This is a genomic window from Sphingomicrobium clamense (assembly GCF_019264355.1).
Classification (GTDB): Bacteria; Pseudomonadota; Alphaproteobacteria; order Sphingomonadales; family Sphingomonadaceae; genus Sphingomicrobium; species Sphingomicrobium clamense.
The window spans coordinates 887167-902429 of record NZ_JAHVAH010000001.1 but is presented as its reverse complement, the minus strand read 5'-3'; the positions used below and the strand labels follow the sequence as shown (position 1 = coordinate 902429).

At 62.4% G+C, this 15263-nt stretch carries 11 protein-coding genes; 3 read left to right on the top strand and 8 right to left on the bottom strand.

Features of this window, described 5'->3' with window-relative positions; genetic code table 11:
• Positions 1–21: 21 nt before the first annotated feature.
• The 4 genes from KTQ36_RS04450 to KTQ36_RS04435 all read right to left on the bottom strand — a co-directional run bounded on the left by KTQ36_RS04450 (position 22) and on the right by KTQ36_RS04435 (position 3584).
• On the bottom strand, positions 22–2022 hold the full coding sequence (locus KTQ36_RS04450; protein WP_218632529.1) for an amidohydrolase family protein: 2001 nt from the start codon (positions 2020–2022) through the stop codon (positions 22–24).
• A gap of 85 nt (positions 2023–2107) precedes the next feature.
• Entirely contained in the window at positions 2108–2731 is a 624-nt protein-coding gene (locus KTQ36_RS04445; RefSeq protein ID WP_218632528.1) for a CPBP family intramembrane glutamic endopeptidase, read from the bottom strand.
• 119 nt (positions 2732–2850) lie between these two features.
• Positions 2851–3063: a helix-turn-helix domain-containing protein gene (locus KTQ36_RS04440; protein ID WP_218632527.1), complete on the bottom strand. Its 213-nt coding sequence runs from the start codon at positions 3061–3063 to the stop codon at positions 2851–2853.
• On the bottom strand, positions 3063–3584 hold the full coding sequence (locus KTQ36_RS04435; protein WP_218632526.1) for a DUF2975 domain-containing protein: 522 nt from the start codon (positions 3582–3584) through the stop codon (positions 3063–3065). Before KTQ36_RS04435 ends, KTQ36_RS04440 begins: the two co-directional genes overlap by 1 nt.
• Positions 3585–3954: 370 nt before the next feature.
• Here KTQ36_RS04435 and rpoB point away from each other — a divergent pair, with 370 nt between their 5' ends.
• Together rpoB and rpoC are read left to right on the top strand one after the other, a co-directional pair.
• Positions 3955–8130 (top strand): DNA-directed RNA polymerase subunit beta, encoded by a 4176-nt coding sequence (rpoB, locus tag KTQ36_RS04430; RefSeq protein ID WP_218632525.1) that lies wholly within the window; start codon positions 3955–3957, stop codon positions 8128–8130.
• Between the two features lie 53 nt (positions 8131–8183).
• A complete protein-coding gene (gene rpoC, locus KTQ36_RS04425) occupies positions 8184–12461 on the top strand; it encodes a DNA-directed RNA polymerase subunit beta' (RefSeq protein WP_218632524.1) in 4278 nt (1425 codons plus the stop codon).
• Between the two features lie 97 nt (positions 12462–12558).
• Here the strand turns inward: rpoC and KTQ36_RS11330 are convergent, their stop codons facing one another.
• From KTQ36_RS11330 to KTQ36_RS11485, 3 genes are all read right to left on the bottom strand, one after another.
• Positions 12559–12687: a hypothetical protein gene (locus KTQ36_RS11330; RefSeq protein WP_255554224.1), complete on the bottom strand. Its 129-nt coding sequence runs from the start codon at positions 12685–12687 to the stop codon at positions 12559–12561.
• Positions 12688–12867: 180 nt separating this feature from the next.
• Entirely contained in the window at positions 12868–13008 is a 141-nt protein-coding gene (locus KTQ36_RS04420; protein WP_218632523.1) for an entericidin A/B family lipoprotein, read from the bottom strand.
• A 26-nt stretch (positions 13009–13034) separates the two neighbouring features.
• Positions 13035–13304, bottom strand: coding sequence for an entericidin A/B family lipoprotein (locus KTQ36_RS11485; RefSeq protein ID WP_345777662.1), 270 nt, complete (start codon positions 13302–13304; stop codon positions 13035–13037).
• Here KTQ36_RS11485 and KTQ36_RS04410 point away from each other — a divergent pair.
• On the top strand, positions 13303–14460 hold the full coding sequence (locus KTQ36_RS04410; RefSeq protein ID WP_218632522.1) for a S41 family peptidase: 1158 nt from the start codon (positions 13303–13305) through the stop codon (positions 14458–14460). The genes KTQ36_RS11485 and KTQ36_RS04410 overlap by 2 nt on opposite strands.
• Here the strand turns inward: KTQ36_RS04410 and KTQ36_RS04405 are convergent.
• A complete protein-coding gene (locus KTQ36_RS04405) occupies positions 14457–15251 on the bottom strand; it encodes a thymidylate synthase (protein WP_218632521.1) in 795 nt (264 codons plus the stop codon). The two genes, KTQ36_RS04410 and KTQ36_RS04405, sit on opposite strands and share 4 nt — an antisense overlap.
• Between the last annotated feature and the right edge of the window lie 12 nt (positions 15252–15263).

The following is a 15263-nucleotide window of genomic DNA, read 5'->3' as shown; positions in this document are numbered from 1 at the left end:
AGCGGGCGCCCGTTTGCGCTTCTATTCGCTCAAGATGGTCGGCACACCCGTGAACGGAGTGATCCCGAATTCCGGCTGCACTTCGGCGGGGAAGTAGATCGCCCCGCCCTTGGCCACCATCGAGATTTTCTTGAGATCCTTGAGATCCGCCGTCGGATCGCCGTCGACCAGGAAGAAGTCGGCATATTTGCCCTTCTCGATCGACCCCAGATCCTCTTCCTGCCCCAGGTAGCGCGCCATATCGATGGTCGCGCGCGCGAGCACTTCCTCGCGGCTCATGCCCAGCTCTTCGAATAGCTGCAACTCGCGATGATAATTATAGCCACCGCCCATGTCGGTACCGGGCACGAGCATGATCCCGCGTTCGTGCATCGCGGTGAGCACGTCCTTGATGAACTCGTAGGCCGCGACATATTCGGCGCGCTCTTCAGGCCCGCTCGTCCCGAACAGTTCCTGCTTCATCGCTCGCTGCGATTCAGAGGGCATGTTGGGATAGATTTCTTCGAACCCCGGGCGGATCTTCCCATTCTCCGCGCCCAGTCCCAGCTCGTGGATGACCAGTGTAGGATCGTGCGCCACCCCCTTGGCCGCCATCTCGTCGAGCGTCGCCGCTACCGGCCCCTCGTCGATCGAAAGCGCCGGAAAACGCTTCATTGCAGTAAACCGGAACAGCGTCCGCGTATCCTCGTCCTTCTCGATCACCCAGCCCAGCATCGCCTGGTTGGCGTGGGTAATCTCGTCATAGCCCGCCGCGATCATCTCGTCGGCGGTGGCGAAGGCCGGCACGTGGCCATGCACCTTCATCCCCAGTCTGTGCGCTTCCTCGATCGCCGCGGCATTCCAGTCGGCTCGCATCGAATTGTAAAGCTTGATCCCCCAGAAACCGCGCGCGCCGTACCAACGCACCGCCTCGATCGCCGCCTCCTTGCTGTCGACCAGCTTGCCGGTCCGCGAGGAGAATTCACTCTTGCCTTCGATGAAGCCCGAGCGCGTGATGCGCGGCCCCGCAATCTCGCCCTTCTCGATCCGCTCGATCAGCGTGTCGAGCACGTCGTTGCGGTTGCCGACATCGCGGATCGAAGTGACCCCGGTCAGAATATTGCTCAGCGCCGATTCCTGTCCGACATGGCCGTGCATCTCATACATGCCCGGGACCAGCGTGCCGCCCGCCCCGTCGATCACCGTCTCGCCTTCGCTCGGCGTGCTGCCGTTCGGCTCGATCAGCGCGATGCGGTCGCCCGCCATGACGACGTCGACCATCTCGCCGCGCGTCTTTCTGATGCTGTCGAATACGTGGACGTTGGTGATCCGCACTGGCCCCTCGAAGGTGCGCGCGTATTTTTCCTGAAGCCCGGAAAGGCGCTGCGCCGAGTAATCCGCCGCCCTTTCGCGCAACCGCGTCTGGGCATCCTCATACCCCTTGCGAACCATCGCGAACCCCGGAGAGGCCGAGGCGAAGTAGCGCCCGTCGGCATCGAGCGTCACGTAGGACGGCGCCGAGCTCAGCCCCGACAGCGCATACGTGGTCGTTTCGACCGGCCCGCCCTCTCCGTCAAAGGTGTAGCTTTCGATGGCTTCGAGCCGCGCGGTGCCTCCGGGCAGGACTGGCATCGCCATGTCCTCGTCATTCACCAGCAACTCGGACAGCAGCATGCCGCTGCCGTTCATGGTCACATAATAGGCTGGCGTGTCGGCCGATCCGCCTCCGGCGGCATCCATCCAGACCGCGCGTCCATCCTCGATGCGATAATATTCGTCGATCGTCGAACCGAAGGTCGTGGTGCCGCCGACATTCCAGCTTACCGGAATGCCATCCTCGCCCAGCACGATGACCTCGTTAGTCGTCGGTCCGCGCCCGTTTTGCTTGATGTCGGTCTCGACCGTGATCCGGTCGCCATCGCGATCGACCTTCACGTATCCGATATCGACATCGTTGGTGATCGCCCGAAATTCGGTTTCCTGCGCGTGCGCCACACTCGCGAAAACAACCATGCTGGCTGCGCCCAAGATCCATGCTTTCATGTGTTGTCCCCTGTTCCTGTTGCGGGGACGATGGAAGGCAGTCGCCCACTTGGCAAGCCGCCTCTCCGTCTCTTTCGACCAACGGTCAGGCCGCTGCGAACACCGCATAGGCGATGACGTTGCCGACGCCGTGGATGATCCAGCCGGGCCATATTGTGCCTCCGCCCCAACGCTCGTTGGCATAGGCCATCAACCATCCGGCGACGAAGGGGAGCAGGAAGAACGCCGACACCGAGGCCAACGACATCTCGGGTGCTCCGGGGGCGAGGAAGATGAGAAGGTGGACGCCCGCAAACAGAAGTGCCTGGAGGAAATTACCGATTGTGAAGCCCAGCCGGCCGATCAGCCGCTTGGCGATCAAGCCGCGAAAGAGGATTTCCTCGGTCAGCGCCGTCTTAACCAGCGCCATGACCAGGATGGTCGCGATGATTTCCGCACTCCAGCCCTTGCCCGACAGCATGCCGCCGACGGTATTTTCGCCGCTTGTGATTTCGACGAGGGGGGTCAGGGTGAAGAGCGGGATCTTGATCGCAGCGAGCGCAGCAACGATCAGCAGCGCACCCTTCCACCACCCTGCTGGCGGCCAACCGAGGCCGAGCCATTCGCGCCAGCCCGCCCGCCGCCGTCCGAAAATCGCCCATGCCAACGTCACGATAACGAGCACGACGGCAAGTTGCCCAAGTGCGCTGACGACTTCGGTAGCTAGCATGGCTGGTCTCCGGACGGCGTAAGCCTAGCGCGACGCGCGGCGGCGCGATGCCAACATCGCGACTACGACCGAAACCGCCGCAACGGCCAGTCCGGTAAAAATGAGTGCGAAAGTCATGGTCATTCTCCTTCTTGTGAAAAGCTGATGAGGTCGCCGGGCTGGCAATCCAGTTCCCGGCACAGGGCCTCGAGGGTCGAGAAGCGCACCGCACGCGCTTTCCCGGTCTTGAGGATCGACAGGTTGGCGAGCGTCATGCCCAGCCGCTCGGAAAGCTCGGTGAGGGTCAGTCCCCTCTCTTCGAGCTTGCGATCGAGGTGGATGCGGATCGGCATCACACGGTCCCTTCGAGATCGCGTCGCATCTCGGTGCCGTGGCGGAAGACGCGCGCGAGCACGAACAGGAACAACGCCAGCAACACCACGCCGAAGTCGAACTGCGCGTCGAGTTCGATGCCTTCGACCACGCCCTTGAGCCAGACCGCGAGCCCGACGATCACGACCATGATCGGGATCGTGTAAGTGGCGAGCCACGCCATCCGCTCCAGCCGCTCGGCATTTTCAGGCACGAACGGATCGCCCTCTTCGACCGTGGCGACGATCTCGAGCAGCTTGCCGAGCGCCACGAACAGCATCACCAGGATCGCAACCGCGCCGATCAACATGAACGAGAGGGCGAGCGCATGCAGCTTGGTCATGTCCTTGCCGACATCTTCGAGCCCCGAAGGCGGGAGCACCGCAAAGATGATCGCGATCCCGCCCAGCAGCACCATGCCGATCACCGACAGGCCGCGCAGGAATTTGATGAATAGCCGCAACGTCGCCAGCAGGCCGTCGCGCTTCGTCCCTTGTGTCATCGAAAAACCCTTTTCCACGACGCCCACCCGGCGCCTTATTGTTTTTCGATAAGTGAGCGAAACCTTATTGTCAATCGATAATATCGAAAAACGATGATCGTGCTCGATGCTCGTGCTGGCGCCGCCGGTCTGCCGCGCGCCCTCTTGCGCTTTTCCTACAGAGGCCTATATGGGGGCCATCCAAAAGACATGTGGCTCCGCCGCAGCATCCGCTGCGTCCGGAGCTCTCCTGCCTTTTCCGGGACACGGGTCGAACCGCGCACGGCCTGAACGAATGGGAAAAGGACTGCCGGGAACCGCGCAGCAGACTCGAAATGGAGGCTGGCGATGCGATGTCGCGCGCCCGCTCTCCGCAAGCGCAGGGAAGCAGATGGCAACCAAAGCGAAAGACGTGCCGGCTCTTACGACCGGTGTCGACAAGTCACGCCGGATCCGCAAGATCTTCGGCAACATTCACGAAATCAGCGAAATGCCGAACCTCATCGAGGTTCAGCGTGAAAGCTATGACGAGTTTCTTCGTTCGCGTCCCGCGGACGGATATATCTCGGGCCTCGAGAAGACCCTCCGCGGCGTCTTCCCGATCCAGGACTTTGCCGGCACCGCGCATCTCGATTTCGACGGTTATGAACTCGAAGAGCCCAAGTTCGACACCGACGAGTGCCGCCAGCGCGGCCTCACCTATGCCGCGCCGATGCGCGTCACGCTGCGCCTAACCAGCTTCGAGATCGACCCCGACACCGAAGCCAAGTCGGTCATCGATATCAAGGAGCAGGACGTCTATATGGGCGACATGCCGTTGATGACCCACAACGGCACCTTCATCGTCAACGGCACCGAGCGCGTTATTGTCTCGCAGATGCACCGTTCGCCCGGCGTGCTGTTCGACCATGACCGCGGCAAGACCCACTCGAGCGGCAAATATCTCTTCGCCGCGCGCGTCATCCCTTATCGCGGCAGCTGGCTCGACTTCGAGTTCGACGCCAAGGACATCGTCAACGTGCGTATCGACCGCAAGCGCAAGCTGCCGGTCACGACCCTGCTCTACGCGCTTGGCCTGACCAGCGAAGAGATTCTCGAGCACTTCTATGACACCGTGACCTACAAGCGCGGCAAGAATGGTTGGGAAATCCCGTTCAAGGCGGAAGCCTGGCGCGCCCAGAAGCCGGCGTTCGACATCGTCGACGCCAAGACTGGCGAAGTCGTCTTCGCAGCGGGCGAGAAGATCACCCCGCGCAAGGCCAAGAAGGCCGAGAATGACGGTCTCAAGAACCTCGTCATCCCGACCGAAGAAATCTTCGGCCGCTTCAGCGCGTTCGACCTGATCAACGAGAAGACGGGCGAGATCTACATCGAGGCTGGCGACGAAGTGTCGGCGGAAAATCTCGAGAAGATGGACGCGGCGGGCATCGACCGCCTCGAACTGCTCGACATCGACTACGTCAACACCGGTCCCTGGATCCGCAACACGCTGAAGGCCGACAAGGCCGAGGATACCGACCAGGCACTGGCCGATATTTATCGCGTGATGCGCCCGGGCGAGCCGCCCACCCGCGAAACCGCGGACGCGCTGTTCCACGGCCTGTTCTTCGATCCGGAGCGCTATGACCTCTCGGCCGTCGGCCGCGTGAAGCTGAACATGCGCCTCGACCTCGACGCCGAGGACACGGTCACCACGCTGCGCCGTGAAGACATCATGGCGGTCGTGAAGACCCTCGTGGACCTCAAGGACGGCAAGGGCGAGATCGACGACATCGACAACCTCGCCAACCGCCGCGTGCGTTCGGTCGGCGAACTGCTGGAAAACCAGTATCGCGTCGGCCTCCTTCGCATGGAGCGCGCGGTCAAGGAGCGTATGAGCTCGGTCGACGTCTCGACCGTCATGCCCAACGACCTCATCAACGCGAAGCCGGCGGTGGCCGCGGTCCGCGAATTTTTCGGCAGCTCGCAGCTGTCGCAGTTCATGGACCAGACCAACCCGCTGTCGGAAGTCACCCACAAGCGCCGCGTTTCGGCGCTCGGCCCGGGCGGTCTCACGCGTGAGCGCGCCGGCTTCGAAGTCCGCGACGTCCACCCGACGCACTACGGTCGTATCTGCCCGATCGAGACGCCTGAAGGTCCCAACATCGGCCTCATCAACTCGCTCGCCAGCTTCAGCCGCGTGAACAAGTACGGCTTCATCGAAACGCCGTACCGCGTGGTGAAGGACAACAAGGTGACCGGCGAGGTCGTCTATCTCTCAGCGATGGAAGAGCAGAAGCACACGATCGCGCAGGCGAACGCCGAACTGAACAAGGACGGTAGCTTCGTCGAGGAAATCGTCTCGAGCCGCCAGGCCGGCGAATTCCTGATGGCGCAGCGTGAGCAAATCACCCTGATGGACGTGAGCCCCAAGCAGCTCGTGTCGGTCGCGGCCTCGCTCATCCCGTTCCTCGAAAACGATGACGCGAACCGCGCGCTCATGGGCTCGAACATGCAGCGCCAGGCGGTGCCGCTGGTCCAGGCCGATGCGCCGTTCGTCGGCACCGGCATGGAAGAAACCGTCGCGCGCGACTCCGGTGCGGCGATCGCCGCCAAGCGCGCCGGCGTGATCGACCAGGTCGACGCCACGCGTATCGTCGTTCGCGTCACCGAGGACATCCACGCCGGGGAATCGGGCGTGGACATCTATACGCTGCAGAAGTTCCAGCGCTCGAACCAGAACACCTGCATCAACCAGCGTCCGCTGGTGAAGGTCGGTGACACCGTCGAAAGCGGCGAGATCATCGCCGACGGTCCTTCGACGCAATATGGTGAACTCGCGCTCGGCCGGAACGTGCTCGTCGCGTTCATGCCTTGGAACGGCTACAACTACGAAGACTCGATCCTGATCAGCGAACGCATCGTGAAGGACGACGTCTTCACCTCGATCCACATCGAGGAATTCGAAGTCGCCGCCCGCGATACCAAGCTTGGTCCGGAAGACATCACCCGCGACATCCCCAACGTCGGCGAGGAAGCGCTGCGCAACCTCGACGAGGCGGGCATCGTCTACATCGGCGCCGAAGTCGAACCGGGTGACATTCTGGTCGGCAAGATCACGCCCAAGGGCGAAAGCCCGATGACGCCGGAAGAAAAGCTCCTCCGCGCCATCTTCGGTGAAAAGGCCAGCGACGTGCGCGACACCTCGCTCCGCCTGCCGCCGGGCGTTGCCGGTACGATCGTCGACGTGCGCACCTTCAACCGTCACGGCATCGACATCGATGACCGTACGCGTGCGATCCAGACCGAAGAGAAGGATCGCCTGAAGAAGGACAGCTACGACGAGAAGTCGATCCTCAACCGCGCCACCTACAAGCGCCTCGAGGACATGCTGACCGGGCAGACCGCGACCGCCGTGCCGAAGGGCATCAAGAAGGGTTCGAAGATCACCAAGGCGATGCTCGCCGAGGTCGATCAGAAGGACTGGTGGAAGATCGCGGTCAAGACCGAGAAGCGCCAGGAAGAGCTCGAAGCCCTGAAGGCGCAGTATGACGAAGCGATTGGCGTCATCGACGCTCGCTACGAAGATCGCGTCGCCAAGCTGGAAGCCGGTGACGAGCTGCCCCCGGGCGTGCTCAAGATGGTCAAGGTCTTTGTCGCGGTGAAGCGCAAGCTGCAGCCGGGCGACAAGATGGCCGGCCGTCACGGGAACAAGGGTGTCATCAGCCGGATCCTTCCGGTCGAGGACATGCCCTTCCTCGAGGACGGGACCCATGCCGACATCGTCTTGAACCCGCTGGGCGTGCCGTCGCGCATGAACGTCGGGCAGATCTTCGAGACGCACCTGGGCTGGGCCGCACGCGGTCTCGGCAAGCAGATCGGCGAAATGCTCGAAGAGATGCACGCCAAGGGCAAGGATCTCTCGGACAAGGACGTGAAGACGGTTCGTGCCAAGCTCGTCGACGTTTACGGCGACAAGTATAAGGACACGATCGCCAAGCGCACCGATGATCAGGTCATGGAAATGGCCCAGATCCTCGTCGGCGGCGTCCCGATGGGCACCCCGGTGTTCGACGGCGCCAAGGAAGCCGACGTGGCCGATATGCTCGAAAAAGCCGGTCTCGACCGGTCGGGCCAGGTCACGCTCTACGATGGCCGCACGGGCGAACCGTTCGACCGCAAGGTGACCGTCGGGTACATCTACATGCTCAAGCTGCACCACCTCGTGGACGACAAGATCCACGCCCGCTCGATCGGCCCGTACAGCCTCGTCACCCAGCAGCCGCTGGGCGGTAAGGCCCAGTTCGGCGGTCAGCGCTTCGGAGAAATGGAGGTCTGGGCACTCCAGGCCTACGGTGCCGCCTACACGCTGCAGGAAATGCTGACCGTGAAGTCCGACGACGTCATCGGCCGTACCAAGGTGTACGAGGCGATCGTCAAGGGCGACGACACGTTCGAAGCCGGGATCCCCGAAAGCTTCAACGTGCTGGTCAAGGAAATGCGCTCGCTCGGCCTCTCGGTCGACCTCGACGATATCAGCGACGGGGACGACGACGAGGATGGCCCGGAAGCCATCGCCGCCGAGTAATGAGGATTTCTCTCCCCGGGCCACCGCGCCCGGGGACGAAAGGACGCTAAAGAATGAACGAGCTGACCAACTTCAACAATCCCGTCGCCAAGCCGGAGACGTTCGACCAGATCAAGATCGGCATCGCCTCGCCGGACCGCATCCGTTCGTGGTCGTTCGGCGAAATCAAGAAGCCGGAAACGATCAACTACCGGACGTTCAAGCCCGAACGCGACGGCCTCTTCTGTGCTCGCATCTTCGGTCCGATCAAGGACTATGAGTGCCTGTGCGGCAAGTATAAGCGCATGAAATATAAGGGCATCGTCTGCGAAAAGTGCGGTGTCGAAGTCACCGTCTCGAAGGTCCGCCGCGAGCGGATGGGCCATATCGAGCTCGCGGCGCCTGTCGCCCACATCTGGTTCCTCAAGTCGCTGCCCTCGCGCATCGGCCTGCTGCTCGACATGCAGCTCAAGCAGCTCGAGCGCGTGCTCTACTTCGAGAGCTTCGTGGTGGTCGAACCCGGCCTCACCAGCCTCGAAAAATACCAGCTGCTGACCGAAGACGAACTCCTGGAAGCGCAGGACGAGTTCGGCGAAGACGCGTTCTCGGCCGGCATCGGGGCGGAAGCCGTCAAGCAGCTGCTGATGGACCTCGACCTCGAGCGCGAGCGTGAAGACCTTCTCGAAGAGCTGGAGACCACCAAGTCGACGCTCAAGCCCAAGAAGATCATCAAGCGCCTCAAGGTCGTCGAAAGCTTCATCGATTCGGGCAACCGTCCCGAGTGGATGATCCTCGACGTCGTGCCGGTCATTCCGCCCGACCTACGTCCGCTCGTCCCGCTGGACGGTGGCCGCTTCGCGACCTCGGACCTCAACGATCTGTATCGCCGCGTCATCAACCGTAACAACCGACTGAAGCGTCTCATGGAGCTGCGCGCGCCCGACATCATCGTGCGCAACGAAAAGCGCATGCTGCAGGAATCGGTCGACGCCCTGTTCGACAATGGCCGTCGTGGCCGCACCATCACCGGTGCCAACAAGCGTCCGCTCAAGTCGCTGTCCGACATGCTCAAGGGCAAGCAGGGCCGTTTCCGTCAGAACCTGCTCGGTAAGCGCGTCGACTATTCGGGTCGTTCGGTCATCGTGACCGGTCCGGAGCTCAAGCTGCACCAGTGCGGCCTGCCCAAGAAGATGGCGCTCGAACTGTTCAAGCCGTTCATCTACTCGCGCCTCGACGCCAAGGGTCTCTCGATGACCCTCAAGCAGGCGAAGAAGTGGGTCGAGAAGGAGCGCAAGGAAGTCTGGGACATCCTCGACGAAGTCATTCGCGAGCACCCGGTCCTTCTCAACCGCGCCCCGACGCTTCACCGCCTCGGCATCCAGGCGTTCGAACCGGTCCTGATCGAGGGTAAGGCGATCCAGCTCCACCCGCTGGTCTGCGCCGCCTTCAACGCCGACTTCGACGGTGACCAGATGGCCGTGCACGTCCCGCTGTCGCTCGAAGCGCAGCTGGAAGCGCGCGTCCTGATGATGTCGACCAACAACATCCTCTCGCCCGCCAACGGCAAGCCGATCATCGTGCCTTCGCAGGACATGGTGCTGGGCCTCTATTACATCACGATGGAGAAAGAGGGCGAGCCGGGCGAAGGGTCGATCTTCACCGACATGACCGAAGTCCACCAGGCGCTCAACGTCGGCGCGGTGACGCTGCACACGAAGATCGTGGCTCGCGTTCCGCAGACCAACGAGGACGGCAAGGAAGAGATGGTCCGCTTCGAGACCACGCCGGGCCGCATGCTGCTGGGCGAAAAGCTCCCGAAGAGCCACAAGGTCCCCTACGAAACGATCAACCGCCTTCTTACCAAGAAGGATATCGGTGAGGTCATCGACGAGGTGTACCGCCATACCGGCCAGAAAGAGACGGTCATCTTCGCCGACCAGATCATGAGCCTCGGCTTCCAGCACGCCTTCAAGGCGGGTATCTCCTTCGGCAAGGACGACATGGTCATCCCCGCCGCCAAGGAAAAGCTGGTCGACGAGACCCGTGCGCAGGTCGCCGACTACGAGCAGCAGTATCAGGACGGCCTGATCACGCAGCAGGAAAAGTACAATAAGGTCATCGACGCCTGGAGCCGTTGCGGCGACCAGGTCGCGAACGAGATGATGGCGGAAATTCAGGCCACGCCGAAGGGCGAGGACGGCCGCGAAGCCCCCGTCAACTCGATCTACATGATGGCCCATTCCGGTGCGCGTGGTTCGCAGGCCCAGATCAAGCAGCTTGCGGGCATGCGTGGCCTCATGGCCAAGCCGTCGGGCGAGATCATCGAAACGCCGATCATCTCGAACTTCAAGGAAGGCCTGACCGTCCTTGAATACTTCAACTCGACCCACGGCGCCCGTAAGGGTCTCGCGGACACCGCGCTCAAGACGGCGAACTCGGGTTACCTGACCCGTCGTCTCGTCGACGTGTCGCAGGACTGCGTGGTCATCGAGGAAGACTGCAAGACGAACAACGCGCTCGAAATGCGCGCCATCGTCCAGGGCGGTACCGTCATTGCCTCGCTCGCCGAGCGCGTGCTGGGCCGGACGACTGCCGAGGACATCGTCGATCCCAAGACCGACAAGGTCGCGATTAAGTCGGGCACGCTGCTCGACGAGGCCGCGGTCAAGATGATCGACGAGCTGGGCGTGCAGGCAATGCGCATCCGTTCGCCGCTGATCTGCGAAAGCAAGCAGGGCGTCTGTGGCAAGTGCTACGGCCGTGACCTCGCGCGCGGTACGCCGGTCAACATCGGTGAAGCGGTCGGTGTCATCGCCGCCCAGTCGATCGGTGAACCGGGCACGCAGCTCACGATGCGGACCTTCCACATCGGTGGTGCGGCGCAGCTCAACGAGCAGTCGAACCTCGAAGCACCGGTCGACGGCAAGCTCGAGTATCGCGACATGCCGACGATCGTCGACGCGAAGGGCCGCACGCTCTCGCTGTCGCGCGGTGGCGAGCTTGCCATCCTCGACATGGACGGTCGCGAACTGTCGACCCACAAGATCCCCTACGGTGCGCACCTGCTCTTCGAGAACGGGCACGTCATCTCGCGCGGCGATCGCATGGCCGAATGGGACCCCTCGTTCAGCCCGGTTATCACCGAGCGTGCCGGTACCGTGAAGTATCAGGATCTTGTCGATGGCAAGACGCTGACCGAACAGACCGACGAATCGACGGGCATCTCGCAGCGCGTGGTGACCGAGAACCAGTCCAAGTCGAAAAAGGACGACCTCAAGGCGCGTCTGACGCTCACGGGCGACAAGGACGACGAGGCCGGCGTCTACCGCCTGGTCCCGGGTGCGATCATCGCGGTCGAGGACGGTGCCAAGGTCGAAGCCGGTACGGTGCTTGCGCGTCTGCCGCGTGAAGCGGCCAAGACTCGCGACATCACCGGTGGTCTGCCGCGTGTCGCCGAGCTGTTCGAAGCGCGTAAGCCCAAGGACAATTCGGTCATCGCCAAGGTCTCGGGCAAGTTCACCTTCATCCGCGACTACAAGGCCAAGCGTAAGGTTGCGATCATCCCCGAGGATGGTGGCGATCCGGTCGAATATCTGATCCCCAAGGCCAAGGTGATCGACGTGCAGGAAGGCGACTTCGTCAAGAAGGGCGACAATATCGTCGCCGGTTCGCCCGATCCGCACGACATCCTCGAGGTCATGGGCGTCGAAGCGCTGGCCGAGTATCTCGTCAACGAGATCCAGGAAGTCTATCGACTGCAGGGCGTGAAGATTAACGACAAGCACATCGAGGTGATCGTTCGCCAGATGCTGCAGAAGGTCGAAATCACCGACGGCGGCGACACCACGCTGCTTGCCGGCGAACAGGTCGATCGCGACGAGATGGACGAAGCCAACGCCAAGCTTGCACCGCGCAAGAAGAAGGCGAAGGGCGTGCCCATCCTGCTCGGCATCACCAAGGCGTCGCTGCAGACCCGCAGCTTCATCTCGGCAGCGTCGTTCCAGGAAACGACCCGCGTGCTGACCCAGGCCTCGGTCGAGGGCAAGGTCGATACGCTGGTCGGTCTCAAGGAGAACGTGATCGTCGGTCGTCTCATCCCGGCCGGTACGGGTGCGGGCATGAACCGCATGCGGATCGCCGCTTCGTCGCGTGACGCTGCCCTGCGTGCCCAGCAGAAGAAGCTGGCCGAAGCGATGGCCGCCACCGCCGAAGAGGTGAAGGCAGCCGAAGACGCCGAGGTTGAGGCGGATCCCAAGGCGGCGGCAGCAGCCACCACCGATCCGCTGGCCGAGGTCATCACCTCGGGCGACGGCAGCGATGCCGCAGCCAAGGAAGTGACCGGCGAAGAATAAGGCGATGAGGGGCTTCGGCCCTTCGCCACCTTCCAAAAGAAAACCCCCGGCGGAGCGATCCGCCGGGGGTTTCTCTTTGTGGAGCTGTTGGAAGCGACTAGTTGATCGCGTCCTCGGTCGTGTTGGCGACCGACTGCAGGTCTTCGCCCGCGCCACGCACGGTGTTGCAGGCCGCAACCGCGAGCGTCGCACCGACAAGGACCAGGGTCATCGTCTTGCGCAGCATGTTCAAATCCTTTTCTGCCTAGCGTCGGACCGACACATGGCAATTGGGTGGGCCGTCGTCCAGCGTCATCGTGACGCGAACGCAAGGATCATCTCCCCCACCGGATTGATGGGGCATGAATAGCAAGAAAAAGGGCCCCGGCGCCGAAGCGACAGGGCCCTGTTTCTCGGTTGGGTCGGACTAGCAGTCGTGCCCGTCCATCGCGTCTTCGCCGCACTTGCCGACCGACTGGATGTCTTGGCCGGCGCCTTTCACGGTATTACACGCCGACAGCACCATCAGCCCGCCGATGGCGACACTGGTGATAAATTTGCGGACCATTGGACGTCTCCTATGCAAGCGCGCGCTTAGTTGATGGCTTCTTCGCCAGCTTCACCAACCGACTCCACGTCTTCGCCGACACCCTGGACGGTATTGCAGGCCGAAAGAACGAGCAGACCGCCAACGGCGATCGTCGAGAAAAACTTACGTACCATAATACTTCTCCCGTTGTTGTGGCGGCTGAACGCGGTGCTGAAGCCGATGGTTGCATGGCCGATACAAAACGTTGCGCAGCCGCGACGACTTGCAAGAACAGATCGAAGAGCGTATTGCTGTATTATGTCGATAATGCGCATGCTTTTCTCGATTGTCGCCCTGCTGGCCGTTGCCGCAGTCGGCTATGACCTGCTCACCTACGATCGGGCGGCCTGGCAGGCGGACTATGAGCGGCTCAAGGATGGGATGGCGGAAGGCTATGCCAATCTCGATTGGCAGGTTGAACAGCGCAATCTCGATCTTGAAGCACTCGACAGCCAGACCGGTGAAGCGCTCGACGGCAGCTTCAGTCACATCCAGGCATTCCTCGCTCTAAGACGTTTCGTGGACGCCTTCGACGACCCTCACCTTGGCATGCACTTCGGCCAAGCCCCCGAGACCGCTACGCTTCTCCCGATGGAAAGCAGCACCGCGCCCGGGACCGACTGCGCTTCCGCAGGGTACGAGACCGAAAATTTAGCCAGCGATCTAAGCTACACCGCCCATCCCGACTGGAAGCCTGTCGCCAGCCGGGACTTTCCCGCCGGCACGATTGGCGAAACCGGCATCGTTCGCATCGCCGCCTTTGGAGAGAACAAATATAAGGAGGCATGCGCCGAAGCTGCCGAGGCCGGCCTTGACGCGCGTGCGCTCCAGCTGGCGACGCGCAAGCGGCTCAACGCGCATTTCGACGAAACCCTTTCTGCACTCAGGGAAGCCGGTGCCAAGCGCCTGGTGATCGACGCGACCGGAAATGGCGGCGGCAGCGAGTGGATCGCCGATATCGTTGCGAAGCTCGGCGAGGGAAACCTTGGACGGAGCTCGCCGCTACTGGCCGATCCGGCCTGCGACCGACGCGCCATCTGGGAGGGGCAAAAAGTCTGCCCGGTCCTCAAGCCCAACGCAAAGAAGGAATGGATCGAAGGGAGCGGCCTCTGGACGGGACCGATCTCGCTGCTGCTCGACCGGAGGTCGGCATCGGCGACAGAAGGCTTTGCCGTCTGGCTTGCCGACAATGACCGCGCGGTCCTCGTCGGGGAACGCACCTTCGGTGCCGGCTGCGGCTATATCGATGGCGGACATGCCGTGCAGCTGAAGGCGGCGCCGCTCTACGTGCTGATGCCCAACTGTGCCCGGTTCACGGCGGCCGGCGTCAACGAAATCGAGGGGATCGAGCCTGACTTGCCGGCCGACTTGTCGAGCATGCCTGCGACGGAGTTCCCCGAGCTGTTCGACCGCGCCTTTATGATGCCCTAGACCGCGACTGGCGCCTTGATGTGCGGATGCGGGTCATAGCCCTCAAAGCTGAAATCCGACGGCTCATAGTCGAACAGTCCCTGCCCGCGATCCTCGATCTTGAGCGTCGGCAGGACTCGCGGCTCGCGTCCCAGCTGCTCGCGCGCCTGCTCGAGATGGTTCGAGTAGAGATGCACGTCACCGCCGGTCCACACAAAATCGCCGACTTCAAGCCCGGTCTCGCGCGCCAGCATGTGCGTCAGCAATGCATAGGAAGCGATGTTGAACGGGACTCCCAAGAAGAGGTCCGCCGAACGCTGGTATAGCTGGAGGCTCAGCCTGCCGTTGGCGACATGCGTTTGGAACAGGCAGTGGCACGGCGCCAGCGCCATGTCGGGCTGCTCCGCCGGGTTCCACGCGCTCACCACCTGGCGGCGGGACGCGGGATCCTCCTTGATCAGCTTCACCAGCTCCTCGATCTGGTCGACCGTGCGCCCGTTTCCGCCTTCGAAGCGTCGCCACTGCTTGCCGTAAACCGGACCCAGATCACCATTCTCGTCGGCCCACTCGTCCCAGATGCTGACCTTGTTATCCTGGAGATATTTGACGTTGGTGTCGCCGTTCAGGAACCAGAGCAATTCGACGATGATCGATCGCAGGTGGAGCTTCTTCGTCGTCAGCAGCGGAAACCCCTTGGAGAGGTCGAACCGCATCTGCGCACCGAACACCGAATAGGTGCCCACACCAGTGCGATCGTCCTGCCGCGCGCCCTCGTCGAGGATTCGCTGCATCAAGTCTAGATATTGCCGCATGGCCTCACCCTA

Bases quoted from the DNA above. Each gene is read 5' to 3' on its own strand.
- rpoC (WP_218632524.1), top strand. From the start codon at position 8,184: ATGAACGAGCTGACCAACTTCAACAATCCCGTCGCCAAGCCGGAGACG.
- KTQ36_RS04410 (WP_218632522.1), top strand. From the start codon at position 13,303: ATGCTTTTCTCGATTGTCGCCCTGCTGGCCGTTGCCGCAGTCGGCTAT.
- KTQ36_RS11330 (WP_255554224.1), bottom strand. From the start codon at position 12,687: ATGCTGCGCAAGACGATGACCCTGGTCCTTGTCGGTGCGACGCTCGCG.
- KTQ36_RS04420 (WP_218632523.1), bottom strand. From the start codon at position 13,008: ATGGTCCGCAAATTTATCACCAGTGTCGCCATCGGCGGGCTGATGGTG.
- KTQ36_RS04450 (WP_218632529.1), bottom strand. From the start codon at position 2,022: ATGAAAGCATGGATCTTGGGCGCAGCCAGCATGGTTGTTTTCGCGAGT.
- rpoB (WP_218632525.1), top strand. From the start codon at position 3,955: ATGGCAACCAAAGCGAAAGACGTGCCGGCTCTTACGACCGGTGTCGAC.
- KTQ36_RS11485 (WP_345777662.1), bottom strand. From the start codon at position 13,304: ATGCGCATTATCGACATAATACAGCAATACGCTCTTCGATCTGTTCTT.
- KTQ36_RS04445 (WP_218632528.1), bottom strand. From the start codon at position 2,731: ATGCTAGCTACCGAAGTCGTCAGCGCACTTGGGCAACTTGCCGTCGTG.
- KTQ36_RS04405 (WP_218632521.1), bottom strand. From the start codon at position 15,251: ATGCGGCAATATCTAGACTTGATGCAGCGAATCCTCGACGAGGGCGCG.
- KTQ36_RS04435 (WP_218632526.1), bottom strand. From the start codon at position 3,584: ATGACACAAGGGACGAAGCGCGACGGCCTGCTGGCGACGTTGCGGCTA.
- KTQ36_RS04440 (WP_218632527.1), bottom strand. From the start codon at position 3,063: ATGCCGATCCGCATCCACCTCGATCGCAAGCTCGAAGAGAGGGGACTG.